Consider the following 24,853-nt stretch of genomic DNA (forward strand, 5'->3'; position numbering starts at 1 on the left):
GAATCTCTCCTTTCGTTCCATACTATCTTCTCGTAATCACGAAAAAATCCTTTTATTTTTTTAATTAAAGTCTATTTTTTCATGTCGTTAGGTGCTATAATTCATTTGTTTTCTTAGATATTATAAAAGTGAGGTGGTACCTGCGTTGTCACAATTAGAGACTCCATTGTTCGACGTATTACTAAAACATCGGAACAGACATCCAATTCAGTTCCATATTCCAGGCCATAAGAAAGGGCACGGTATGGATCCTGCTTTCCGAGAATTCGTCGGCGACAACGTTTTATCAATTGATTTAATCAACATTGCTCCACTAGACGATTTACATTCACCAAAAGGTGCTATCAAGGATGCGCAAGCACTGGCAGCAGAAGCCTTTGGTGCTGATCATACATTCTTTTCCGTTCAAGGTACTAGTGGCGCCATTATGACGATGATACTGACCGTCGTCGGTCCAGGTGATAAAATTCTAGTACCACGGAATGTTCATAAATCCATTATGTCAGCGATTGTTTTCGCTGGTGCAATTCCTATTTTTATTCATCCTGAAGTAGATAGTGAATATGGCATTTCTCATGGTATTTCGGCGGAAGCTGTAGAAAAGGCTTTAAATGCTTATCCGGACGCCAAGGCTGTCCTTGTTATTAATCCAACTTATTACGGCTTCTCTGCGGATTTAAAACGCATTGTCGAAATTGTCCATCGCCGTAATATTCCAGTCGTTGTAGATGAAGCACATGGCGTGCACATTAAATTCCATGACGAGCTACCATACTCAGCAATGGAAGCAGGCGCGGATATGGCTGCAACAAGCGTACATAAGCTTGGAGGCTCCATGACGCAAACTTCAATTTTAAACGTACGTGAAGGACTAGTTTCAGCTAAGCGCGTACAAGCAGTCTTTTCTATGCTGACAACAACATCAACATCCTACCCATTACTTGCATCGCTCGACACAGCTCGTCGTCAGCTTGCAATTCATGGCTATGATTTAATTGGGGATGCACTACGTCTAGCAAAAGATGCGCGTAAACGCATTAACCAAATTCCACATTTAAAATGTGCAGGTAAGGAAAAGCTTCACTCGTCCGCAACATACGATATGGACCCACTAAAACTGTTAATTAGTGTAAAAGATTTAGGCATATCAGGGCACCAAGCTGAGGAATGGCTTCGTCACAATGCAAATATTGAAGTAGAGTTATCGGACTTATACAATATTTTATGTTTAGTGACATTAGCAGATACGAAAAAAGAAATTAATCTTCTCATCAATGCTTTAAGCCGTATGTCAAAAGCTTTTGATTCAGAAGCTGCTGTTACTGAAACAGTTGTCAATGTACCTGAAATTCCAGCACTTGCAATGTCACCTCGTGATGCTTTTTATGCAGATACAGAAGTAGTCCCTCTTGCAGAAGCAGACAATTGTATTTGCGCTGAATTTATTATGGTCTACCCACCTGGAATACCTATTTTTATTCCCGGGGAAATAATTACACAAGAAAATATTCGTTATATTCAAATGAATATTGAAGCTGGTTTACCAGTTCAAGGACCCGAAGATACAACATTACAAACAATTCGTGTTATTAAAGAACGCAGAGCAATTATTTAAAAAACAAAGCTACCTCTTCATTTTAGAAGGGGTAGCTTTTTATAGTTGAATCATACAGTTGTAAGCATTCTTACATAAAATACCTTTATTTTACAAACCTAAAATCCCCATTCTTTTTCTATCCCTATATTTACACTCTTTCATTCTATTAGTTAAATTCTATTGCATTGCTTTCATCAAATTGAAAAAGATTGTATTAATAATTGTATAAAGCAAAAAAATAGCTTATGTGCTGTCCTTTACTTACAATATTTATAAAGGGAGTGAATTGTATGAATACATGGGATGAACGCTTTAACACAATTGAATACGTCTATGGCGAACAGCCAAATGCGTTTATAGAAAACTATGTAGAATTTTTAGAGGGGTATGTTAATGTTGCCGCATATGCTGAAGGAGAAGGTAGAAATGCCGTTTATTTAGCTTCTAAAGGGCATGTGGTAACGGCTTTTGATTATGCAAAAAGCGGTCTTGAAAAAACAGCACAGTTAGCAAAAAAGCATGGCGTTACTGTCAACACACAACTGCAAGATTTACTGCAAGATGAACTACCAGTAGAAACATTTGACGCTGCCGTGATGGTATTTGGTCATTTTCCCGCAGAACAGCAACATGCCGTTTTTCAACGCATCGTCAATTCGGTTAAACCCGGCGGTCGTATTATGATGGAATTATATTCCACGTCTCAATTATCCTATGCAACAGGCGGTCCACAAAATATTAATTTCCTATATAATCCAGCATCGGTGCTTACGTGGTGTCAGCCCTATAAAATTATTCATTTCTTTACCGGTGAACAAATACGCCATGAAGGTACTCTACACACAGGACTTGCACATACCATTCAATTAATCATTGAAAAAAGTTAACTATGCTTGTGTCAAGCGAAAATGCTAGCACCCTTTACAAGCCCATTATGCCTTGTAAAGGGCTTTCTTTTATAAAAATAGATAGACAAAGAGTGGACAGAGAAAAGCTCCTATAATCGCTGTTAACCCCATAGAAAGCGAACCAACCGATAATTCTTGCTCACCATACTCTCTTAGTTTTACAAGCCCAACACCGTGCGAGGCACTTCCTACTGCTACACCTCTACTGACAGCAGAATCAATCTTTCCATATTTCAATACGAATGGCCCAATAATAGCGCCAACAAAACCTGCAATCATAACAAAAACCGCCGTTAAAGGAGGAATTCCGCCAATTGTTTCACTTACCTGCATGCCAACAGGCGTTGTTAAAGATTTAGGTAACGCCGTCAGCATCCAACTTTCTTTAACACCGATCCATTTGAGCATAACAAAAATGGTTACTAATCCAGTTATCATCGCTAATATGATACCGGATAAAATAGAAACTTTATATTTCATAATGATGGCTCTCTGATTATAAAGCGGGTAGGCAAGTGCAACAACAGCTGGCCCCAACATTTTTTGTAGCCATTCTCCTCCTACCATATAGGTTGAATATGGAATATTAAAAACAAGTAAGATAGCTGCACTGACAATAGTTGTCGTCACTAATGGAATTATTAATGGATGGGGAAACCGTTGATACAGCTTTGTAAATAATATAAACAGTCCAATTGTACCAAGTACAACAATAAGTTCAATCAACAAATAATTCTCCCTTCCCCTCTTCAATAGTTACTGCTTGTTCTTTCTTCGCTACTTCTCTTTTTTCAATCAGTTGGGTGAGTATTCCCGTTACATAAATAGCTATTAATGTACTAGCAATAACCGCCAAAATAATCAGCAGACCCGTTGTTGACATCAGTTCTGGATAATCAATAATACCAACAGTTGCTGGAATAAAGAACAATGTTAAAACGCCAATTAAAAAGCCAGCACCATCTTGAATGTATTCTACTTTCATTAGTTTAAAATTGAGTAAAAGTGCCAATAACAGTAAGCCAATTACACTTCCTGGAAGCGGAATATGTAAGTAAGACACAATGCCCACACCGATGTAATAAAAAATATTAAGTATGCCAATTTGGACAATAATACGAACAACTCGCATCAATGTCATAGTAAAATTTTCGTTCATCATTTCGCCACCGTTCCCCCCCTGTTACGCTTATTCTACAACTGAAGGAATTTTCTGTCTATTACAATTTTAGAAAAATAATAGAAAAAAGAGTCAACCCAAACACGAATGAGTTGCTCCTTTGTGTACAAAATCCGCTTAACTGCGCACTTTTTCTATATTTACGCTATTGCAATAATTTAAATAAAAAGTACTAAATATAACGACATACTTGTCGCTCCCTATAAGGCGTGCCCAGAACCACCGTCAATATTTACAGCTGTTCCTGTTACATAACTTGCTGCTTCTGACACTAAGAAAGTAATGACATTAGCTGCTTCTTGCGTTTCCCCTACACGACCTAGCGGAATAGATTGACCAACTTTACGAGAGTAGTCATCCCACGAAAGGTCTTGTGCTTCTTTTTTCCATAAATTTTCAATTTGATCACTTCGAATTAAACCAATACACACTGAATTCACACGAATATTATCTTTTCCTAAATCTTTGCTCATGGCCTTCGTTAAAGCGAGCCCAGCTGCTCGACTAACAGTAGTAGGAAGTGAACTTGCAGGAGGCGTTTTAGCCATTACTGCCGTTACATTAACAATCGCACCGCCGCCTACCTTTCGCATATAAGGCACAGCATATTTAGAGCAATTGATAGCACCAAACACTTTTAAATCGATATCAGCTTGCCAAACTTCACTGCTGACCGTTTCAAACGGATTAGCTGACGCTGTGCCTGCGTTATTAATCACAATATCTACGCGTCCATAATGATCCACAGTACGTTCTATAAGCCTCTTACAGTCTTTTTCCTTCGTAATATCCGTCGGTACAATTAAGACTTCCTCGCCCGTTTCATTCTTAATGCATCCAGCGGCCACCTGTAGCTGTTTTTCACCACGTGCACTAATTACTACCTTTGCACCTTCTTTTACTAGCTGCATCGCCGTATAATAACCAATCCCTTTACTTGAACCAGTAATAATTGCTACTTTTCCCTTTAAGCCTAATTCCATTTCGCCCCACCTCTATGTTTTCAAATAGTTATTTACTAGTTTTACTGTATCAAAGTTAGTAAAATTATACAAAAAAACGACTATAAAGCGAACATGCTTTATAGTCGTTTTATATGTTCAATTATTTTTTCGCTACAATATGGATTGGGTTGCCTAGTAATACTTCAGCAGCTTCCATTGTAATTTCACCTAATGTTGGGTGAGCATGAATTGTTAACGCGATATCTTCAGCAGTCATACCGCCTTCGATTGCTAAGCCCATTTCAGCGATCATATCAGATGCACCAGCACCTACGATTTGAGCACCAATTAATAAGCCATCTTCTTTACGCGCAACTAGTTTCACGAAACCTTCTGTTTGGTTTAATGCAAGCGCACGGCCATTTGCTGCGAATGGGAATTTCGCTGCAGTATATTCAATACCTTCAGCTTTTGCTTGATCTTCGTTATAACCAACTGTTGCCATTTCTGGATCAGTGAAGCATACAGCAGGAACAGCTAGATAATCTACGATTGATTTCTCGCCAGCGATTGCTTCAGCAGCCACTTTACCTTCATAAGAGGCTTTGTGTGCAAGCTGAGGACCTGCTACGATATCACCAATTGCATAGATGTTCGGAATGTTTGTACGGCATTGTTTGTCAACTTTAATAAGGCCACGTTCACCGAATTCAATGCCAACACCTTCAAGACCCATTTCATCTGTATTTGGACGACGACCTACAGTTACTAATACATAATCAGCTTCAACTTTTTTCTCTTCTCCGCCAACTTCATACGTAACAACTACGCCGTTTTCTGTTTCTTCAACGCCTTTAGCAGATGCGTTTACTTCAATTTCAACGCCTTTCTTTTTAAGGCCTTTTTTCACGATTTGTGTCATTTGTTTTTCGAAACCAGCAAGAATATCTTTGCCACCTTCGATAATTGTTACTTGTGAACCTAGGTTTGCATAAGCTGAACCTAGCTCTGTTCCAATGTAACCTCCACCGATTACAACTAATTTACTAGGTACTTCTTGTAAAGAAAGTGCGCCAGTAGAGTTTAGTACACGCTCAGAGAATTTAAACGTTGGAATTTCGACTGGACGAGAACCTGTTGCAATAATAACATTGTTAAATGTATATGTTTGAGCAGATTCACCATTGATGATACGCACTGAATGAGCGTCAACGAAATACGCTTCACCTTGTACTATTTCAACTTTATTTCCTTTAAGTAAGCCTTCAACACCGCCAGTTAATTTCTTAACAACACTGTCTTTAAAAGCTTGCGCTTTTGAAAAGTCTAATTTCACATCAGAAGCGATGATACCCATGTCATCTGAATGTTTAGCATGCTCAAAGCGGTGACCCACTGAAATTAATGCTTTTGATGGAATACAACCTACGTTTAAGCACACACCACCAAGTACATTTTTTTCAACGATTGTTACTTTTTGGCCAGTTTGAGCTGCACGAATTGCTGCTACATATCCTCCAGGACCTGAACCAATGACAAGAGTATCTGTTTCGATTGGGAAATCTCCTACTACCATTTTTGTTACGCCTCCATTAATAATAATTCTGGCTCACTTAACAAACGCTTTAAGTGATTTAAAGCATTTTGCGCAGTGGCTCCATCGATCATGCGATGATCAAAGCTCAATGATAATGCTAACACAGGTGCAGCTACAATTTCACCATTTTTTATTACAGGTTTTTCAGAAATTCGACCAATACCTAAAATCGCTACTTCAGGGTGGTTAATTACTGGCGTAAACCATTGGCCACCTGCAGAACCGATATTCGTGATAGACATGGAAGCGCCCTTCATTTCATGCGGAGCAAGTTTACCATCTCGCGCTTTTGTCGCTAAGTCATTAATTTCATTTGAAACTGCAAATACTGATTTGCGATCTGCATGTTTAATAACTGGAACTAATAAACCTTTTTCTGTGTCTGCTGCAATACCGATATTGTAGTAGTGCTTTTGAATAATTTCTTGTGTTGCATCATCTAAAGAACGGTTAAATTCTGGGAATTCACGCAATGTTGAAATAAGCGCTTTTACTACGTATGGTAAATACGTTAATTTTACACCTTTTTCAGCAGCAATATCTTTGAATTTTTTGCGATGTGCTACAAGAGCTGTTACATCAACTTCATCCATTAGTGTAACATGAGGTGCTGTTTGTTTCGAGTGAACCATTGCCTTGGCAATCGCCTTGCGAATACCAGACATTTTTTCACGTGTTTCTGGGAAGTCTCCTTCAAGAACAACTGGCGCAGCTTGGGCAGTTTCTTGTTGAGCAACTGCTTCTTCATTTGCCACTGGAGCTTCTGCAGCTTGCACTGCTCCACCACCATTTAGGAAATTCTCAATATCTTCCTTTAGAATACGACCGTTTTTACCAGTACCTGACACTTCATGAATATTTACTTCATTGTCTCTTGCAAATTTACGAACAGAAGGCATTGCAATAATACGTTTTGTACTATCTGCTGTTTCTTGTTTTACAGCTACTTGCGCTGTTGCTGGAGCTTTTGGTGCTTCTTCTTTAGCAGGCGCTTTTGCTACATCCTGACCAGCTTCAGCCGTTGACTGAACTTGTGCCTCCGTTTTCGCCTCTGCATGATCGTCACCTTTAAGTTTTAAATCTTCGTAGCCTGGAGCATCTAAACGGATTAATACATCGCCAACAACAGCAACTGTACCTTCTCCTACTAAGATTTCCTCTACTTTCCCTTCAACTGGTGAAGGAATTTCTACAACTGCTTTATCGTTTTGTACTTCACAAAGAATATCGTCTTCTTTGACAGTATCCCCAGCTTTAACGAACCATTTTACAATTTCGCCTTCGTGAATACCCTCGCCAATATCCGGTAATCTGAATTCAAATGCCATGTGTACCCATCCTTTCTCTTTGCTTTTCTTCAAATATGCAAACTACATTAGAATGTTAAGACTTTTTTCGCTGTTTCCATTACATCTTTATAGTTCGGTAACCAAACACCTTCAGCTTGTGGGAATGGGTACACTGTATCCGGTGCTGCTACTCGAAGTACAGGTGCTTCTAAACTCAAGATAGCTCGTTCTGTAATTTCAGCGACAACATTCGCAGCAATACCTGCTTGTTTTTGTGCCTCTTGAACAACGATTGCTCGGCCTGTTTTCTCAACTGACGCAATGATTGTTTCAATATCGATTGGTTGAATTGTACGTAAATCAATAACTTCTACAGAATGCCCTTCTTTTTCAAGTTCTTCTGCTGCTTTTAAGCTTTCATGTACCATTAAGCCATATGCAATAATTGTTAGATCTTTACCTTCACGTTTTACATCTGCCTTACCTAATGGAATTTCATATGCTTCCTCAGGTACTTCTTCGCGGAATGAGCGATATAATTTTAAATGCTCTAAGAAAATGACTGGATTGTCATTGCGAATAGAAGAAATAAGTAATCCTTTAGCATCGTAAGGTGTTGATGGTACAACGACTGTTAAGCCCGGCTGTGCCGTCATTAAACTTTCTAAGCTATCTGAGTGCATTTCTGGTGTATGCACACCGCCACCAAATGGAGAACGGATTGTAACAGGTGCGTTATATACACCACCGCTACGGTAGCTTAAACGAGCTAATTGTCCACTGATTGAATCCATCACTTCATAGACGAAGCCGAAAAACTGAATTTCTGGAACTGGTCGGAAACCTTGAAGCGAAAGACCAATTGCTAAGCCACCAATACCTGACTCTGCTAATGGTGTATCGAATACACGATCTACACCAAATTCTTTTTGTAGGCCTTCAGTTGCACGGAAAACCCCACCGTTGACGCCTATATCTTCCCCGAATAACAGAACGTTTTCATCATTCTTTAATTCTGTGCGAAGCGCATCTGTAATTGCTTGAATCATCGTCATTTGTGCCATAGCTTATTTCGACTCCTTCTCTTTGTAGATTTCATACTGTTCTTTTAAATTCGAAGGCATTTCGCCTTTGTACATATTTTCCATTAACTGTGTTACTTTTTGCTTTGGTGCAGCATCGGCTTTTTTAATTGCGTCTTTAATTTCTTCTTTCGCACGCTCAATAACAGCCTCTTCTTTTTTCTCATCCCATAGTCCTTTACCCTCAAGGTATTTACGGAAACGAACTAACGGGTCTTTTTGAGCCCACTCGTTATCCGTGTCAGACGTACGGTAACGTGTTGGATCATCCCCCGCCATTGTATGTGGACCATAACGGTAACACATTGTTTCGATAAACGTTGGACCCTCACCATTGATTGCGCGCTCACGTGCATCACGAGTAGCAACGTACACTGCAAGTGCATCCATACCATCTACTAAAATACTTGGGATACCTGCTGCAACACCTTTTTGTGCAATTGTTTTTGCAGCTGTTTGTAATTCACGCGGTGTAGAAATTGCGAATTGGTTATTTTGTACGATGAAAATGGCAGGTGATTTAAATGCACCAGCAAAGTTCATTCCTTCGTAGAAATCACCTTGTGATGACCCACCATCACCTGTATAAGTAACTGCTACAGCTTTTTTACCTCGTTTTTGCATACCAAGTGCCACCCCAGCAGCTTGGATAAATTGTGCACCAATAATGATTTGTGGTGGTAAAACATTAACACCTTCTGGGATTTGATTGCCCTCGAAGTGACCACGTGAGAATAAAAATGCTTTATCTAACGGTAAACCATGCCATACAATTTGTGGTACATCACGGTAACCTGGTAAAATCCAATCTTCTTTTTCTAATGCAAAGTGAGAAGCAAGTTGTGAAGCTTCCTGACCAGCTGTTGGTGCGTAGAAGCCTAATCGACCTTGACGGTTAAGAGAAATGGAACGTTGATCTAAAATACGTGTATAAACCATACGCGTCATTAACTCAACTAACTCTTCATCTGCTAATTTCGGATCTGCCTCTTCATTTATAATTTCGCCTTCTTCGTTCAAAATTTGAAACATTTCAAACTTTTCTTCGATTTCAGTTAGCGTTTGTTGTGGATCAAAAATATTATTGTTTTTTTTGCTCATTTGTCACATCTCCCTTTCAACTGTATTAAAATAAATCACTTTCAAACTAGTACAACTTATTCTTAGGACTCAGTATACTGAATAAAATACAGTCGGTCAATCATATATTACGCCTTATACCAAAGAATTTTTCTACAAAAACGTTAAGAGTAGACTGTCCTATACTGTATCACTAATAATAAAAATCTGTATTACAACAACTTCCTTTAAGCGCTCAAACATTACGTTTCTCTAAATAATGACCAATAGTAGAATACCCCAGTTTTCTGTAATCTAATAGCTACACAAAAATTTTTTAAGTTTATTCAAATAAAGTCTTTTTTCATGTGCATGTTTTAATGCGTGATGTATACTTATAAATAAGGTAATACAAAGATTGAAAGGAAGATTCTCACATGATTTTAATGGATGATATAATTCGCGAAGGCCATCCGACACTCCGCACTAAAACAGAGGAAGTTCAATTTCCTTTAACTGATGAAATAAAACAGCTTGCTACAGATATGCTACAGTTTTTAATTAACAGTCAAGATCCTGAAATTGCCGATAAATATGATTTACGCAGCGGGATTGGATTAGCTGCTAACCAAGTAAATAGTCTACACCGCATGTTTGCCCTTCACTTAAAAGATGACAAAGGAGAACAATTGAGCTTTATCGCAATCAATCCGAAAATTGTTAGCCACTCTGTTGAAAATACCTATTTGCCAACTGGCGAAGGTTGCTTATCTGTTGATCGCAATGTCCCTGGGTATGTGCCACGTCACGCACGTATAACCGTGAAATTTAAAACAATGGACGGCGAAGAGAAAAAAATGCGTCTAACTGGCTTGCCAGCTATCGCCTTCCAGCATGAATTAGATCATTTAAACGGCATTATGTTTTATGATCGCATCAATGAAAAAAATCCATTTGCTGAAATTCCAGACGCTGTTCCATACGAACGCGACTAAGACTCACTAGTAGCTGCGACGGATGCTTTCCGCTGGCGCACACGTAAGCGCCTACCATCGCTGTCGCGCGGTCTGTTGCGTCTTACATTGCTTGCGTTCCCCCAGGAGTCTACGTGGATTTTTACTTGGCAAGTCATAAATACATGGCTAGCACGGAAATTGAATTAGTGCCTGACACTTACTCTTATATGCATAGCAAAAAGTGTTAGATTGATTGCAGTCAATCTAACACTTTTTCGCTTTTATTCTATCTGCTATCTTTTAAACTAATCGCGCATTAATCGTCTCAATTAATGCCGGCAGTTCACGCATTGTTTGAATCGTATAGTGTGCACCCGTTTGTTCAAAAATAGCTTTTGTTTTTTCAATAACGGCTTGTTGCTCTTCATCAGATAGACTCATAAATTCTTGTTCCGTTAAACCCATTTCAGAACTTCCGACTATAACGCCAACAGCCCAAACTCCGGCATTTAATGCCTCTTGTATATCTGACGTAGTATCCCCGACTTTAACGACTTGCTTCGTCGCTTTCACGCCAAGTTCTTCTAAATTTCTGAAAATCATATATGGATAGGGACGTCCCTTATCTCCTATATCAGTCGGTGTAACTAAAAAATCAGGCTTGTATCCTTTCTCAGCAGCGTGATGTGTCACGACTTCCATCATAGCGGCAGTATAGCCTGTTGTGGAGCCAATGCGTATTCCGGCTTGTCTTAATTGTTGAACCGTTTCTTTCACATGTGGAATCGGGTCCGTATACTTAGCAAGCGATGCCATTAATTTCGTTTCAAACTGCGAATACAGTGCCTGTACATCTTGTTCTGTAAATGAACGGCCATACACACGTGCCCATGCTTCACTCACTCTTGGCATCTCAAGCATCGTCCGAATATGGTCAATTTTCAACATGCCCATCGGTTTGCGTGCTTCTTCTAGTGTCACCGCAACACCTGCATCTTCAAAAATAGTAAGAAATACATTGACAGGTGCAAAACAACCAAAGTCAACCGCTGTACCTGCCCAATCAAAAATTACCGCTTCAATTTTCATTATTTTTCACCGCCATATAGTTTTCAATAACATTACATAATGTAGTCATATCTTCCTCATGAACATCCCCTATATTACCGATTCGGAATGTATCAAATTCAGTTAGCTTTCCAGGATAAATAACAAAGCCTGCTTGTTTCATTTCATGATAGAAATGCTCGAAAGAAAATCCTTCATATGGATATAAAAACGTCGTGATAATCGGTGATTGCATTTCCGCTGAAATATAAGCTTCAAAACCACAGCGTGATAATCTTTCACGCAATAGTTGATTATTTTTAGCATATCGTGTGTAGCGTGCCGCAACGCCACCTTCTTCAGCAAGTTCCTCCAACGCCTTTGCAAAGGCCGCTACAACATGTGTTGGTGATGTAAAACGCCATTTCCCGTCTTCACTCATCACTTCCCATTGTTTGTATAAATCTAATGCTACACTCTTGGCTTGTCCTTTACATTTTTCTAACGCTTCTATTTTCGCAACAACAAATCCAAAACCTGGCACGCCTTGAATACATTTGTTAGCACTACTGATTAAAAAATCAATTTGCATATTCGATAAATCCATTGGCACGCCACCAAAGCTACTCATTGCATCTACAATAAATGTTTTATTAAACGATTTTACAACTTTGCCTATTTCATCAATAGGATTTAATATCCCCGTTGTCGTCTCACAATGGACAATCGCGACATGCGTAATAGCAACATCTTTTTCAAGTATAGCTTGTACTTCTAAAGGTGATGGTTGCTCATGATACGGTACACTGTAAACAACATGCTGTAATTGAAGGACTGTTGCCATTTCTACGATTCGTTCCCCGTACGCTCCATTTGTAATAATGAGTACCTTATCTGCATTTCCAATAGCAGTTGTCAGAACCGATTCAACGACAAAGCTCCCACTTCCTTGCATTAAAATAGCTGTATAGTCTGTTTCATCAACCTGCGCTATCGCCACTAACTGTTTGCGTATTTCTTGTGTAACTTGCTTGTAGTCGTCATCCCATGTACAGCGATCCACTAGCATCTCTTTTTTTACTGCTTCTGTAGTTGTTAGTGGACCGGGAGTTAATAATTTGTAGGTATTCATATTGTTAGGCTCCTTTATTGTTGTGCTTCTTTAAAGAATGTTTGATGTTTTTCTAATAAATCGACAGTTAAAGTCGTATCCCATTTTTTTAAGTATTTTGGAACATATTTTTCCTCTACTTGCTCGCCTTCATAAAGTGCTACAGGATATTGTTTTAACAAATCTGCTCGCGCCTCAGTCGCAATGACCTTTGCTATTTCACTCGCCAATGCCTCGTCCCCTTCTTTATCTACAACGGCAACAGATTCTGTTAACGTGAAGTTACCTTCCGTTGGGTCAATATAGTCGATTGGTAAGCCCTCATTTTTGGCATCAATTGCTTGAATACGTAAGCCAAACCCTGCTGCGACTTCTCCTGTTTTCACCTTTTTAATAGGGCCAGAACCAGAACTTTCAATATGCGGTCCAGCATTTTTAATTAAATCTGCTAATACTTGCTTTCCTTCTTTTTCGCCATATTCACTCATAATCGCCTGTACTAATAGCCAGCCAGTAGAGGAGTCTAAAATATTTGGAAAAGAAACTAAATCTTTATATTCTGGCTTCGTTAAATCTTTAATTGTTTGTGGCACAGGTAGCCCTTTTTGCGCCAATAAATCTGTATTGATAAAAATAGACCCGACATTCCCTAAAATCGGTAATGCATAAGTTGAACCACCATCTAACGGCTTTAACTCAGAAGTTAGTTCAACAAACATTGATTTAGATGTTTGAGCACTTTCGATAAAGTAAGAAGCCATTGTTACCACATCCGCTTCAATATCCTTACCCTCTGCCATCATTTTCCCACCTAATTCAGATGTACCGAATGATTGGATAATATACTTTCCTTCATACCCCTTTTTATCGAGTGTGGTTTGCATTACTTCAATTGCTTCATCATCAGCATTAGAATAGATAATAACTTGATCCTTCGTATCAGCCTCCGCACCTCCACACGCTGCTAATACAATTGCAGAACTAACCGTTCCAAACATCATGACTGTCGACTTTTTCATCATTACATCTCCTTAAACTTTTCTTTATTTGTTGTTATATAGTCACAACCTAATTTCACAATGAGGTTTGTACATAAAATAAAAATTGAGAGAACAAAAATATCCGTATACTTCGCAAAATGCTGCAATTCTTTAATGCGCGTTGAGACAAGCATCGTTTTCGTACTGACAAGGAAAATTACACCACTAACTGTCACCATGGCATTTAAAAAATAGTAGCTAAACATTTGAAAAATAGTAGGTCTTATATTCGGCAAAATAACGCGAATGACCGTTTGAAGCCAAGAGTCCTTTAATAACTCTCCCGTCACTTCCCATGTTGGGTCCATTTTTTGCAAAGAGTTTTTCGCCATTAAATACGGTGTTGTAAAGAAATGGACAACCGTATAGGCAATAATGATAAAGAAGGTCCCTTTAAGCGAACTCCCATTGAAGAAAAATAAATAAGAAAGACCGAGTACCATACCTGGCACTGTATTGGTAATCATTGACGCAAAATCTAATGTACTTCTCCCTTTTAACGGTGTTCTGACATTTAGAAGTGCTGAAACAAACGCGATGCCCACACCTAAAATTGCTGTAAAAAAGGCAACAATAAGAGAATTCATATAAACCCTTGTTAAATTTTTTTCTGCTAAAACATTTTGTACATGTTCCAATGTGAAACTAAAGTCATATGGATAGCCCTTAGTAAACGGCACGATAAACATTGTTGAGAAGATGATAAAAATCGTACTTACGCATACTAACGATAGCACTGTAAATATACTGTCTCGAAGACGATGCACGACTAGAGCACTTTGACTGACATGCTTATATTGAAAATTAAATCGATCTAGCACGCTTAGCATCACGATGCCAAGTACAGCAGGTACAAGCATAAGTACGGAAATTACCGCCCCTTGCTCAAATCGCACAATAGAGCCAAGCATCGCTTGATATAGCTCTGTTGCAATCACTTTATAACCCCCACCTACCGAAGCAGGGATACCAAAATCGGTAAAACTTAAAATAAACGTTAAAATAAATGCTCCACCAATTGTTCCTATCATAGGTCGAAATACGGTATGGTAAAATCGACGTGATGGTCTATCATGCATTAGCATCGAGACAAGCAAAAAGCGTTTATCAATGTACTGCATGGAATTTTGCATTAAAATAAATGCAACAGGCAATGTGTAAAGCACATACCCAATCAACAAGCCATTAAATCCATAAATTGTCACTAAGGGCTTCCCCAGAAGTTTTGTTATAATTCCTTGATTGCCAAATGTGTAAAGCAATACAAAACCATAGGTAATTGTCGGCAAGAGCATCGGCAATGTTACCCCGATATGTACAAGCTTTTTTAAATGTTGATTCATCGTCGTAAAATGCATGGCATAGGCAAGAGCAAACGCTAAACAAGTAGTAATAACGGCAGCGACAAATGACACTTGGAAACTATTAAGAAACGCTTCCCGAATTTCAACGCTCTGTAATGCTTCTACATAGTTTTGAATCGTTACGCTATTGCCTTTTTTCAAAGACTGCCAAAACATATAAAGTAATGGCACAATTAAAAAGAACAGAAAAAAGAAGACAATTGGCAGAAAGAGAATTTTCACCATTTTATTCGTTTTAAGCATAGGATTCTCCAAACAGTTGATAGATGTTATGACGTTTAATATGAAGTTGCTTTAATATAAAGTCTTCCACAAATTGATTTTTTGGTGTTTTCAATATTTCGTGAGGTGTGCCATATTGTGAGACAGTTCCCTCATTAATGATGAGTACTTTATCTGATAATGTGAGCGCCTCCTCAGGATCATGTGTCACAATAATAGTTGTTAATTTAAATTGGCGAGCAATTGATTTAATGCGCTCCTTAATGGATTCTTTAATCACACCATCTAGCGCACTTAACGGTTCATCTAGCAATAAAATTTTCGGCTGCATAACAAGCGTTCTAGCAATAGAGACACGTTGTTTCTGTCCACCAGATAATTCGTGAATCTTTTTATGTAAATGTGGAGCGAGTTCTAAGAAATCCACATACTCCTGAATCTCAGCTTTTGACATTTGCTGTTTTTTATTTTTCAAGCCATAGACGATATTGTCGTAAGCATTCAAATGTGGGAACAACGCGAAATCTTGGAAAACGATATTAAATCCTCTATCCTGCATCGATTGTTTCGATATATCTTGTCCATTGTAAAAAAGTTGTCCATCTGTTTGTTCTGTGAGACCTAAAACAATGTTGAGTAATGTCGTTTTCCCACAACCACTCGGCCCCAATAACGAAACAATTTCACCAGAATCTATCGTTAAATTTATATCTCTTAAAACATTTTTATTTTTATAACTTTTTGAAATATTTTTTAGTTCTAACAAATTGCTCACTCCTTTTGAGTTGTTAACCACAGTATAGAGACAATTTGTAAAGGGAAATCACATGTTTGTGTAAATGTTGAGTAAATTCTGACTAACTGTTGACAAACTTATTACTACTTTGAGTAAATAACAATAAGAGGTGATGTAATGTATACAGTAGAAAGGCAACAACATATTTTGCAATTCATTCGGAATAACAAGGTAGTAAAATTAGTAACCCTGACAAAAGAATTCAATGTATCGATGGAAACTATTCGAAGAGATATTCAACAACTTGTGCAAGAGAAGAAGATCGAGAAGTTTTATGGGGGTGTAAAATATATTGAACCCGTTGAAGGATTAATGGACAATCGATTAACACAGCAGTTAACAGAAAAAATCGCCATTGCCAAAGCTTGTGCTTCTTTAGTTAATAATGGTGACTGCATTTTTATCGATAGTGGCTCAACAACTTATCAAATGACACCATTTCTACTAGGCAAGGAGAAACTAACAGTCGTGACGAACTCTCTTCCTGTAGCATTTGATTTAATTGGTTCTAATATTGAAGTGATGATTATCGGCGGAAGAGTGCGACATTCGGAAAAATCGGTCACTTCAAATGACTTTCTTTTCCACTTCGACCATCTCAATATTAATAAGGCATTTATATGCGCTAGTGGCGTGACATTAGAAAAAGGAATATCCGATTTTAGTTTAGAAGAAGCGATGACGAGGAAACAGCTTATTAATATTTCGCAGACAGTTTATGTTGCAACTGATTCTACCAAATTCAATAAAGATGTGGCTATTCAAGTATGCCCGCTAGAAGAGGTCGATATGATCCTTACTGATAACGGACTGCCCAAAGAAACATTACATCAATTCACGGAGGCAGGCATTCAGCTGAAGGTTGTTGATATCTAAAGCATTGTTTGAGTAAATTGTTTGAGTGACTGGCACCGATAATACGTAAAAAACCCACTTCTCGTGGGTTTTCCTTTTAATATTCAAAATTGTTTGAGTGACTGGCACTTAAATAATTTTTAAATAGCGCATCGCTTTCGCAAGTCCGTCCGCATCTACATGATCGGTAATATGTGTCGCGACCGCCTTTACTTTTTCATGTCCATTTCCCATTGCCACGCTCGTACCAACAGCCTCTAACATTTCAATATCATTCATACCATCACCAAAAGCAATGGCATCCTCTAACGTTAAGCCCATTTTCGCGAGCACTTTTTCGATTCCAGCAGCCTTGGAACCTCCTTTAGGTAAAATATCACAAGAATATTCATGCCAGCGCACGAACTGGACATTTGGAAATGCCTCATCATACAAATGTTCATCTTTCTCTTCCATAAAGATGAGTGTTTGATAAACATCGTGCTGCATATAATAAGATGAGTCTAATTCTGGGTACGGGTATTTTAACGTGTTTAAACTTTCGGATACCTTGTTATGCCCTCCAACTGACGCAATCATTCGCTTGTCATCTAAAAAAACAACGGGTTCATTGCGAGCTTCTCCAAAGGCAATAATTTTCGCTAATTCTTCTTTTTCCACACCATTTGCGTAGACAACCTCGCCTTGATAAACGACGTACTGTCCATTAAAAGTCACATATGTGTCAATATCAAGCTCTTCTAGTAATGGTTCAATCATAAATGGTGCACGTCCAGTAGCAATTGCAAGCTCATATCCTTTACGACGTGCTTCTAATAGCGCTTCTTTCGCAGAAGCAGGCAATACTTTTTCACTGTTATAGAGCGTTCCATCTACATCAAAAAATAAAATTTTTTTCATCCTATAATCCCTCTCTTTATGTATGATGTTGCAAAGGCTAAATCCTTTACACAGGCATTGTTTTTAATTATAATGATCCTAAGGAGTGATGTGCCATGCTGAAGAAACTAAAGCGAAAATTGTTGAAGCGACTTCGTGGCGTACTCGGAAAAAAATCAATTGCCTAACATTTGCCCTTCATTATTTGAAGGGCTTTTCTTTATTTTAGAGTAGCTGCGTGATAATATAAAGGAAATGCATTTATTTGACTATGCGCAACCACTGTCTCATTGCTTTTCATGAAAAGTGCAAGATAAAAGTATTGAGATACAAGAAATTCAAACGCTCATTTCTTTATTCGTCTAAAGTATACTAGAAATTCGCGATTTTTTCTTGTAGTACGTGTGTGGTAATAGCCAAATGTGCAATAATAATGTACGCAATCAAAGGAGAGCAAACTATGATTTACAAAGTTTATTATCAAGAAAAAGCAAATGAGATTCCAGTTCGCGAAAACACTAAAAGTCTATACCTTGAAGCTGCTTCAGAACGTGAAGTACGTCAAAAGTTACAAGACCGTCATTACAACATTGAGTTCATTCAACTGCTTGAAGGTAACTATTTAGAGTACGAACAAGCAAGTCCGAACTTCGTCTTGGAGGAAATTTAACAAACATGAAGTTTGTTAAAAATGACCAAGCAGCTGTTTTCGCGCTCGGCGGACTGGGCGAAATCGGCAAAAATACTTACGGTGTTCAATTTCAAGATGAAATCATCTTAATTGATGCCGGTATAAAATTTCCAGAAGACGATTTACTCGGGATTGACTATGTTATTCCAGATTACACGTATTTAGTACGAAACGTAGATAAAATTAAAGGGCTATTTATTACGCACGGACACGAAGACCATATTGGTGGTATCCCTTATTTACTACGTCAAGTAAATGTTCCTGTTTATGGAGGTAAGCTTGCACTTGGCTTATTGCGCAATAAACTAGAAGAGCATGGTTTACTACGTACAACAAAACTAATCGAAATTAAAGAAGAAGATATTATTAAATTTAGAAAGACATCTGTCAGCTTCTTTAGAACAACGCATAGTATTCCAGATGCTTACGGTATCGTCGTTAAAACACCTCCAGGCAATATCGTGCATACAGGTGACTTTAAATTCGACTTTACACCTGTAGGAGAGCCTGCAAACTTAACAAAAATGGCTGAAATCGGACGTGACGGCGTTCTTTGCCTATTATCTGATAGTACGAATGCTGAAAAACCAAATTTCACAATGTCTGAACGTACAGTTGGAAAAAGTATCGATGAAATCTTCCGCAAGGTAGATAGTCGTATTATTTTCGCAACATTTGCATCCAATATTCACCGCTTACAACAAGCAACAGATGCTGCCATTAAATACGGACGGAAAATCGCTGTATTCGGTCGATCTATGGATAATGCCATTACAATTGGCCGTGAGCTAGGCTACATCAACGCACCAAAAGATACTTTTATTGATGCGCAAAGCATTAACCGTTTACCTGCCAATGAAGTAATGATTTTATGTACAGGCTCACAAGGTGAACCAATGGCAGCACTATCTCGTATTGCCAATGGTACACACCGTCAAATTCAAATCCAGCCTGGCGATACAGTTGTCTTCTCTTCTTCACCAGTACCAGGGAATACGGTTAGCGTAAATAAAATTATCAACTTACTGTTCCGTGCTGGTGCAGAAGTTATTCATGGTGCATTAAATAATATCCATACTTCTGGTCACGGTTCACAAGAAGAACAAAAGCTTATGCTACGACTGATGAAGCCAAAATTCTTTATGCCTATTCACGGTGAATTCCGTATGCTAAAAATGCATACGCATTTAGCAGAAGATTGTGATGTTCCACTGGAAAATACATTCGTCATGGAAAATGGTGATGTTCTGGCATTAAGTGCAAATGAAGCACATGTGGCAGGTCGCATCCCTTCTGGTGATGTCTATATTGACGGTAATGGTATAGGAGACATCGGTAATATTGTCTTACGTGATCGTCGCATCCTTTCTGAAGAAGGTTTAGTCATTGTTGTTGTCAGTGTTGATATGGAAAACCAAAAAATCGTTTCAGGGCCTGATATTATTTCACGAGGGTTTGTCTATATGCGTGAATCTGGCACAATGATTAACGAAGCACAAAAAATGCTAAATCGTCATCTAAATGAAACAATCCAAGGTAAAACACCTCAATGGACAGAACTTAAAAATGAAATCACTGATGTTTTAGGACCTTATTTATTTGAGAAAACAAAACGTCGTCCAATGATATTACCAATTATTATGGAAGTATAATCTTCTATATTAAGAAGCTACGCACTATTCGCGTAGCTTCTTTTTTTGCATAGAAACTCTATTTTTCTTCCATAAAGTAATATCCTTGTTCAAGCCTCCTCTATGGATGGAGTTGAATAATTAAATCAGGACATCTCCCATTACTCTTTGTGGCAAAATAATCCGTCTTTATCATTTTTGTTCTGATAGCGCTTATTTTGTCCCACGTTTAAAAATGTTAAATGTGATTTCATAAATTTTTAAAATTTTGAAACCTCCGCCAACATTTTACGTATATAGTAATATCCTCTTGAAAAAGTGCACCATCTCTTTTCAAAAACAAATACAAAAAAATAGAATTATCCACAATAACAAAACTGTGAACAATTCTATTTCAACAATTAAAACTGAAAGTATTTATCCAATACATAGACGACCCATTGACACCCCGGCTGCAGACGAATATTTTCAATTAAACCTTTGATAATCGCTTGACTATATGTTGTATGCTCAACCTGATTTTTTAAAAGCTCCAAAGATTCCCGCTCAATAGACGGCTCTAAGTTATGAATATTTTGATCAATTAACTGTAATAGCGATTCCTGCGTTATTTCTTGATCACATGGTCTTGCTACTAATTGAGCAAGTTCTTCGGTAATAAAAGGAATTGTCGTATGTCGAGCAATTATATCGGTCTTTTCCGCTAAAGATTGCGCCAACTGATCTAGGTCGAGCGGTAAATCAGAAAATATAAATAGCTCGGCATAACTTTTCATAAACCCTTTTACACAATACATAACATCGTACTTTGTCTCTTGTAGCTCTTCCCGATACAACTGTTCAAGCATTTGGACTATAGACTTCGACATATCTGCTTCATAGGCACTCACTTTGAGAAACAACTCTTTATTTGTAAGAAAAACCTTTTCATTAAAAAAAACACGTGACGATGCTGCATGTTTTTTGAATGCTTGAAAAATATTTTTGTAGAAATCAACCAGCATGACATCTTTTTTATTCGAATTTCTGACTACGTGGTCAATGTCTGCAATAAATTGCTGTAAGTAGTAGTCAACCATTGAGAAAAGAAGCTCATCTTTTGTTTTAAAAGACAAATAAAATGCCCCTTTAGAAATCCCACAGCGTTCCGTAATTTGCTGTACAGATGTTGCTTCAAAGCCTTGTTCAGAGAACAGTTCTAATGCTTTCTCCATAATTAATTGCTTTTTTAACATATTTTTAAATCTCTCCTAATGCATTTCGTTGACAAATGACTGATTAGTCATTAGTATAAATAATTGAATCTAGTAAGTCAATAAAGGGTAGGTGTGAAGGTGAAAGGTTTAGTTAATTTTGTATTGAAAAACAAATTGGCAGTGTGGTTATTAACAATTATCATCACTGTCTCAGGGATTTATTCAGGTACAAGAATGAAAATGGAATCAATCCCTGATATATCGATTCCATACTTAATTGTAATGGGCGTGTATCCAGGTGCCACGCCTGAACAAGTCATGAATGAACTTTCTATTCCATTTGAAAAATCCATTGAAAGTTTAGAGGATGTTAAAGCCGTTTATTCCACTTCCTCTTCAAACGTTGCCCAAGTGCAAGTCGAATATGACTATGGCATTGATATGGATGAAAAGAAACGTCAGTTAGAATCCGCTCTCGATAATGTAAAACTGCCTGAAGGCGCGCAAGAACCAACAATCATGGCCATTAGTATGAACATGATGCCGGTTGTCGCATTATCTGTGAGTAGTTCGAAGGAAGACATTGTTGACCTAACATCAACAGTAGAAGATTTATTACTTCCTAAAATCGAAAAAATCGACGGTGTTGCGTCAGCAACGATTACTGGTCAACACATTGAAGAAGTTTCGTTTAAATATGACGAAGAAAAAATGGCTGCTCTTGGCTTAACTGAAGATGCAGTCAAACAAATGATTCAAGCAAGTGATATGTCATTATCACTTGGTTTATATCAATTTACGGTTGGTGAACAAGCGGTTTCCGTAGATGGTAAAGTTAAATCTATCGATGAATTAAAAGATTTATTAATACCTGTCACACCTTCAGCTACACAACCTTCTCCTTTCGTTCGTTTAGGCGACATTGCTACGATTGAAGTTGAAGGTAAAGTACAATCTGTATCTCGTACAAATGGTAAAGATGCCATTGCAATTCAAATCGTAAAAAGTCAAGATGCAAATACAGTAACGGTTGTCAATGCAGTAAAAGAGCTGATTAAAGATGAAGAAAAAAGAATTGACGGCTTAAAAATTGATATTTCACTTGACCAAGGTGCTCCAATTGAAGATTCAGTCTTCACAATGATCGAAAAAGCGGTATTCGGTGGCGCAATCGCGGTTTTAATTATCTTATTATTCTTACGCGATTTCAAATCAACTATTATTTCGATTATTTCAATTCCAGTTTCAGTTTTCATGGCATTACTCTTATTAAACTGGATGGATATTACGTTAAATATTATGACACTTGGTGCAATCACCGTCGCCATTGGACGTGTAATTGATGACTCCATTGTCGTAGTAGAAAATATTTATCGACGTATCCATTTAAAACAAGAAAAATTAACAGGTCGCGCACTGATTCGTGAAGCAACTATTGAAATGTTTAAACCAATCTTGTCTTCTACATTAGTGACGGTAGCGGTATTCGCCCCACTTATGTTTGTAGGCGGTATGGTTGGCGAATTATTTATGCCTTTCGCATTAACGATGACATTTGCTTTAGGTGCGTCATTAATAGTAGCAATTACCATTGTACCAGCTTTATCCCACTTCTTATTCCGTAAAAAAATCTACGGAGAGAAAAAGGAAAGCCAGCATCAAGAAGTTGGTAAACTAGCTATTTGGTACAGAGGTATATTAGAAAAAGCATTAAATCATAAAATCATTACATCTACGATTGCGATTTTAATGCTTGTTGGTTCCCTTGCTTTAACACCATTAATTGGCTTTAGTTTCATGGGATCTCAAGAGGAAAAGGTCATGTATTTAACATATACACCTGGTACTGGCGAGCTAGCTGATGAAACAGAAGTAAATGTAGCACAAGTTGAAAAAGAATTAATGAAACGAAAAGATATTGATATTTTACAAGTTTCAATTACTGATGCTACAAATGCTGACCCAGCAGCAATGATGATGGGTGGCACAGCTGGTGGTGCATTAATGTACCTCATCTTTGACCCAGAAATGGAAGACTTCCCTGCTGCTCGTCAAGAAGTAGAAGACTATGTATTTAATCTTGACCAATCAGGCGAATGGAAAAGTCAAAACTTCTCATCAACGTCTATGGCTTCAAACGAGGTAAGTTACACATTATACAGTGAAGACTTAAACAAGTTACGTAGCGCTGTTAAAGATGTTGAAGGATCACTCAAAGAAGTTAAAGGTCTAGAAGATGTGAAGTCTGATTATGAAGATCCATATGTAGAACATGTCTTAAAAGTAGAGCAAAAAAATGTCTTACAATATGGCTTAACGACTGCTCAAATTGTCATGGCTTTAAATTCTACTGCTTCACAAGAAGTGTTAACAACAGTTGAACGTGATGGCAAAGACATTAACGTCATTGTCAAACGCGATGCCAAGGCAGCAGCCTTATCAATCGATGATGTTTTAAAAACTGAAATTAAAACGGCTTTAGGCACAACGATGACCATTGGTGAATTAGTAAACGTTGAAGAAGGTACTACGCTTAATTCACTATCGCGCTCAAAAGGTGAATATTTCGCCACTGTATCTGCCACAATTATTGGCGATGATATTTCAAAAGCAACAACCGCAGCAGATAAAAAGATCGATAAATTAGACTTACCTAAAGGTGTGACAACAGGCGTATCCGGTGTAGCGGCAGATATGCAAGAAACATTTACGCAACTAGGTATTGCGATGTTAGCAGCTATCGCTATCGTTTACTTTATTCTTGTCGTAACGTTCGGTGAAGGTTTAGCACCATTTGCTATCCTCTTCTCATTACCATTTGCAGTCATTGGCGCATTTGTTGGCTTATATGTAACAAATCAAACGATTTCTGTATCCGTTATGATGGGTCTCTTAATGTTAATCGGTATCGTTGTGACCAACGCCATCGTACTTGTAGACCGTATTATCCATATGGAACGCGACGGACTTGGGATGCGTGAGGCCATTTTAGAAGCAGGCGCAACACGTTTACGTCCAATTTTAATGACTGCCATTGCAACAATTGGTGCAATGATTCCAATGGCAATTGGTAATGGCGGTAGTGGACTAATTTCGAAAGACCTCGCGATTACAGTAATTGGCGGTTTATTATCTTCAACATTATTAACATTAGTAGTCGTACCAATTGTCTATGAAATGCTATCCAAAATGTTAAAGAAAAACCGTAAAGATGTTGAAGAAAACTAAAGAATACAAGCAACAATCCGAAAGAGAGTGCTCCTGCAATGGAGCACCCTCTTTTTTTAAAGAATTGTTTGAGTGCCTGGCACTTCAAATATGATGACTTAGCTAGTGGAGGAAACATTTCTTTGCGTTCTCCAAGAGCTGGAATGGTAATAATGACTTCATTGTATTGAAGATAATTTCC

At 38.0% G+C, this 24,853-nt stretch carries 21 protein-coding genes; 7 read left to right on the top strand and 14 right to left on the bottom strand.

Annotated elements, in window-relative coordinates:
- Positions 1-145: 145 nt before the first annotated feature.
- Together LS41612_RS18675 and LS41612_RS18680 are read left to right on the top strand one after the other, a co-directional pair.
- The gene (locus LS41612_RS18675; RefSeq protein WP_024362198.1) at positions 146-1,615 is read left to right on the top strand and encodes an aminotransferase class I/II-fold pyridoxal phosphate-dependent enzyme; all 1,470 of its coding nucleotides are present in this window, start codon (positions 146-148) and stop codon (positions 1,613-1,615) included.
- A gap of 272 nt (positions 1,616-1,887) precedes the next feature.
- Positions 1,888-2,484: a class I SAM-dependent methyltransferase gene (locus LS41612_RS18680; protein ID WP_024362199.1), complete on the top strand. Its 597-nt coding sequence runs from the start codon at positions 1,888-1,890 to the stop codon at positions 2,482-2,484.
- A 69-nt stretch (positions 2,485-2,553) separates the two neighbouring features.
- Here LS41612_RS18680 and LS41612_RS18685 read toward each other — a convergent pair whose 3' ends face one another.
- From LS41612_RS18685 to pdhA, 7 genes are all read right to left on the bottom strand, one after another.
- The gene (locus LS41612_RS18685) at positions 2,554-3,231 is read right to left on the bottom strand and encodes an LrgB family protein (protein ID WP_024362200.1); all 678 of its coding nucleotides are present in this window, start codon (positions 3,229-3,231) and stop codon (positions 2,554-2,556) included.
- Positions 3,224-3,667: a CidA/LrgA family protein gene (locus LS41612_RS18690; protein ID WP_029747189.1), complete on the bottom strand. Its 444-nt coding sequence runs from the start codon at positions 3,665-3,667 to the stop codon at positions 3,224-3,226. Before LS41612_RS18690 ends, LS41612_RS18685 begins: the two co-directional genes overlap by 8 nt.
- A 218-nt stretch (positions 3,668-3,885) precedes the next feature.
- Entirely contained in the window at positions 3,886-4,668 is a 783-nt protein-coding gene (locus LS41612_RS18695) for an SDR family NAD(P)-dependent oxidoreductase (RefSeq protein WP_024362202.1), read from the bottom strand.
- A 121-nt stretch (positions 4,669-4,789) separates the two neighbouring features.
- Positions 4,790-6,205, bottom strand: a complete 1,416-nt coding sequence (gene lpdA / locus LS41612_RS18700) for a dihydrolipoyl dehydrogenase (RefSeq protein WP_024362203.1) — start codon at positions 6,203-6,205, stop codon at positions 4,790-4,792.
- 5 nt (positions 6,206-6,210) lie between these two features.
- Positions 6,211-7,554, bottom strand: a complete 1,344-nt coding sequence (locus LS41612_RS18705; RefSeq protein WP_024362204.1) for a dihydrolipoamide acetyltransferase family protein — start codon at positions 7,552-7,554, stop codon at positions 6,211-6,213.
- Between the two features lie 47 nt (positions 7,555-7,601).
- Positions 7,602-8,579, bottom strand: a complete 978-nt coding sequence (locus LS41612_RS18710; RefSeq protein ID WP_024362205.1) for an alpha-ketoacid dehydrogenase subunit beta — start codon at positions 8,577-8,579, stop codon at positions 7,602-7,604.
- A 3-nt stretch (positions 8,580-8,582) separates the two neighbouring features.
- The gene (gene pdhA, locus LS41612_RS18715; protein ID WP_024362206.1) at positions 8,583-9,698 is read right to left on the bottom strand and encodes a pyruvate dehydrogenase (acetyl-transferring) E1 component subunit alpha; all 1,116 of its coding nucleotides are present in this window, start codon (positions 9,696-9,698) and stop codon (positions 8,583-8,585) included.
- 395 nt (positions 9,699-10,093) lie between these two features.
- On the opposite strand from pdhA, the gene def reads away from it, so the two are divergent.
- Complete coding sequence (gene def, locus LS41612_RS18720) at positions 10,094-10,651, top strand: peptide deformylase (protein WP_024362207.1); 558 nt, start codon at positions 10,094-10,096, stop codon at positions 10,649-10,651.
- A gap of 261 nt (positions 10,652-10,912) precedes the next feature.
- Here def and phnX read toward each other — a convergent pair whose 3' ends face one another.
- Genes phnX through LS41612_RS18745 form a run of 5 tightly spaced genes read right to left on the bottom strand, consistent with a single transcriptional unit; the run spans position 10,913 to position 16,162 of the window.
- The gene (gene phnX / locus LS41612_RS18725; protein WP_029747190.1) at positions 10,913-11,701 is read right to left on the bottom strand and encodes a phosphonoacetaldehyde hydrolase; all 789 of its coding nucleotides are present in this window, start codon (positions 11,699-11,701) and stop codon (positions 10,913-10,915) included.
- Complete coding sequence (gene phnW, locus LS41612_RS18730) at positions 11,691-12,791, bottom strand: 2-aminoethylphosphonate--pyruvate transaminase (protein ID WP_024362208.1); 1,101 nt, start codon at positions 12,789-12,791, stop codon at positions 11,691-11,693. The genes phnX and phnW overlap by 11 nt, the downstream gene beginning before the upstream one ends.
- A 14-nt stretch (positions 12,792-12,805) precedes the next feature.
- Positions 12,806-13,789, bottom strand: a complete 984-nt coding sequence (locus LS41612_RS18735) for an extracellular solute-binding protein (protein WP_024362209.1) — start codon at positions 13,787-13,789, stop codon at positions 12,806-12,808.
- A gap of 2 nt (positions 13,790-13,791) precedes the next feature.
- The gene (locus LS41612_RS18740) at positions 13,792-15,417 is read right to left on the bottom strand and encodes an ABC transporter permease subunit (protein ID WP_024362210.1); all 1,626 of its coding nucleotides are present in this window, start codon (positions 15,415-15,417) and stop codon (positions 13,792-13,794) included.
- Positions 15,410-16,162 carry an ABC transporter ATP-binding protein gene (locus LS41612_RS18745; RefSeq protein WP_024362211.1) on the bottom strand — a complete coding sequence of 251 codons (753 nt, stop codon included), beginning with the start codon at positions 16,160-16,162 and terminating at the stop codon, positions 15,410-15,412. Before LS41612_RS18745 ends, LS41612_RS18740 begins: the two co-directional genes overlap by 8 nt.
- A gap of 147 nt (positions 16,163-16,309) precedes the next feature.
- On the opposite strand from LS41612_RS18745, the gene LS41612_RS18750 reads away from it, so the two are divergent.
- Complete coding sequence (locus LS41612_RS18750) at positions 16,310-17,068, top strand: DeoR/GlpR family DNA-binding transcription regulator (RefSeq protein ID WP_024362212.1); 759 nt, start codon at positions 16,310-16,312, stop codon at positions 17,066-17,068.
- Positions 17,069-17,176: 108 nt separating this feature from the next.
- Here LS41612_RS18750 and LS41612_RS18755 read toward each other — a convergent pair whose 3' ends face one another.
- Positions 17,177-17,947, bottom strand: a complete 771-nt coding sequence (locus tag LS41612_RS18755; RefSeq protein WP_024362213.1) for a Cof-type HAD-IIB family hydrolase — start codon at positions 17,945-17,947, stop codon at positions 17,177-17,179.
- Positions 17,948-18,386: 439 nt separating this feature from the next.
- Between LS41612_RS18755 and LS41612_RS18760 the strand changes: the two genes are divergently transcribed.
- Complete coding sequence (locus tag LS41612_RS18760) at positions 18,387-18,596, top strand: DNA-directed RNA polymerase subunit epsilon (RefSeq protein WP_024362214.1); 210 nt, start codon at positions 18,387-18,389, stop codon at positions 18,594-18,596.
- A gap of 5 nt (positions 18,597-18,601) precedes the next feature.
- Positions 18,602-20,269: a ribonuclease J1 gene (gene rnjA, locus LS41612_RS18765; RefSeq protein ID WP_024362215.1), complete on the top strand. Its 1,668-nt coding sequence runs from the start codon at positions 18,602-18,604 to the stop codon at positions 20,267-20,269.
- Between the two features lie 380 nt (positions 20,270-20,649).
- Here rnjA and LS41612_RS18770 read toward each other — a convergent pair whose 3' ends face one another.
- Positions 20,650-21,483 (bottom strand): TetR/AcrR family transcriptional regulator, encoded by an 834-nt coding sequence (locus LS41612_RS18770; RefSeq protein WP_024362216.1) that lies wholly within the window; start codon positions 21,481-21,483, stop codon positions 20,650-20,652.
- A 99-nt stretch (positions 21,484-21,582) separates the two neighbouring features.
- On the opposite strand from LS41612_RS18770, the gene LS41612_RS18775 reads away from it, so the two are divergent.
- Positions 21,583-24,672, top strand: coding sequence for an efflux RND transporter permease subunit (locus LS41612_RS18775; RefSeq protein ID WP_024362217.1), 3,090 nt, complete (start codon positions 21,583-21,585; stop codon positions 24,670-24,672).
- Positions 24,673-24,853 lie beyond the last annotated feature (181 nt).

It is taken from the genome of Lysinibacillus sphaericus, from assembly GCF_002982115.1.
Taxonomy (GTDB): Bacteria; Bacillota; Bacilli; order Bacillales_A; family Planococcaceae; genus Lysinibacillus; species Lysinibacillus sphaericus.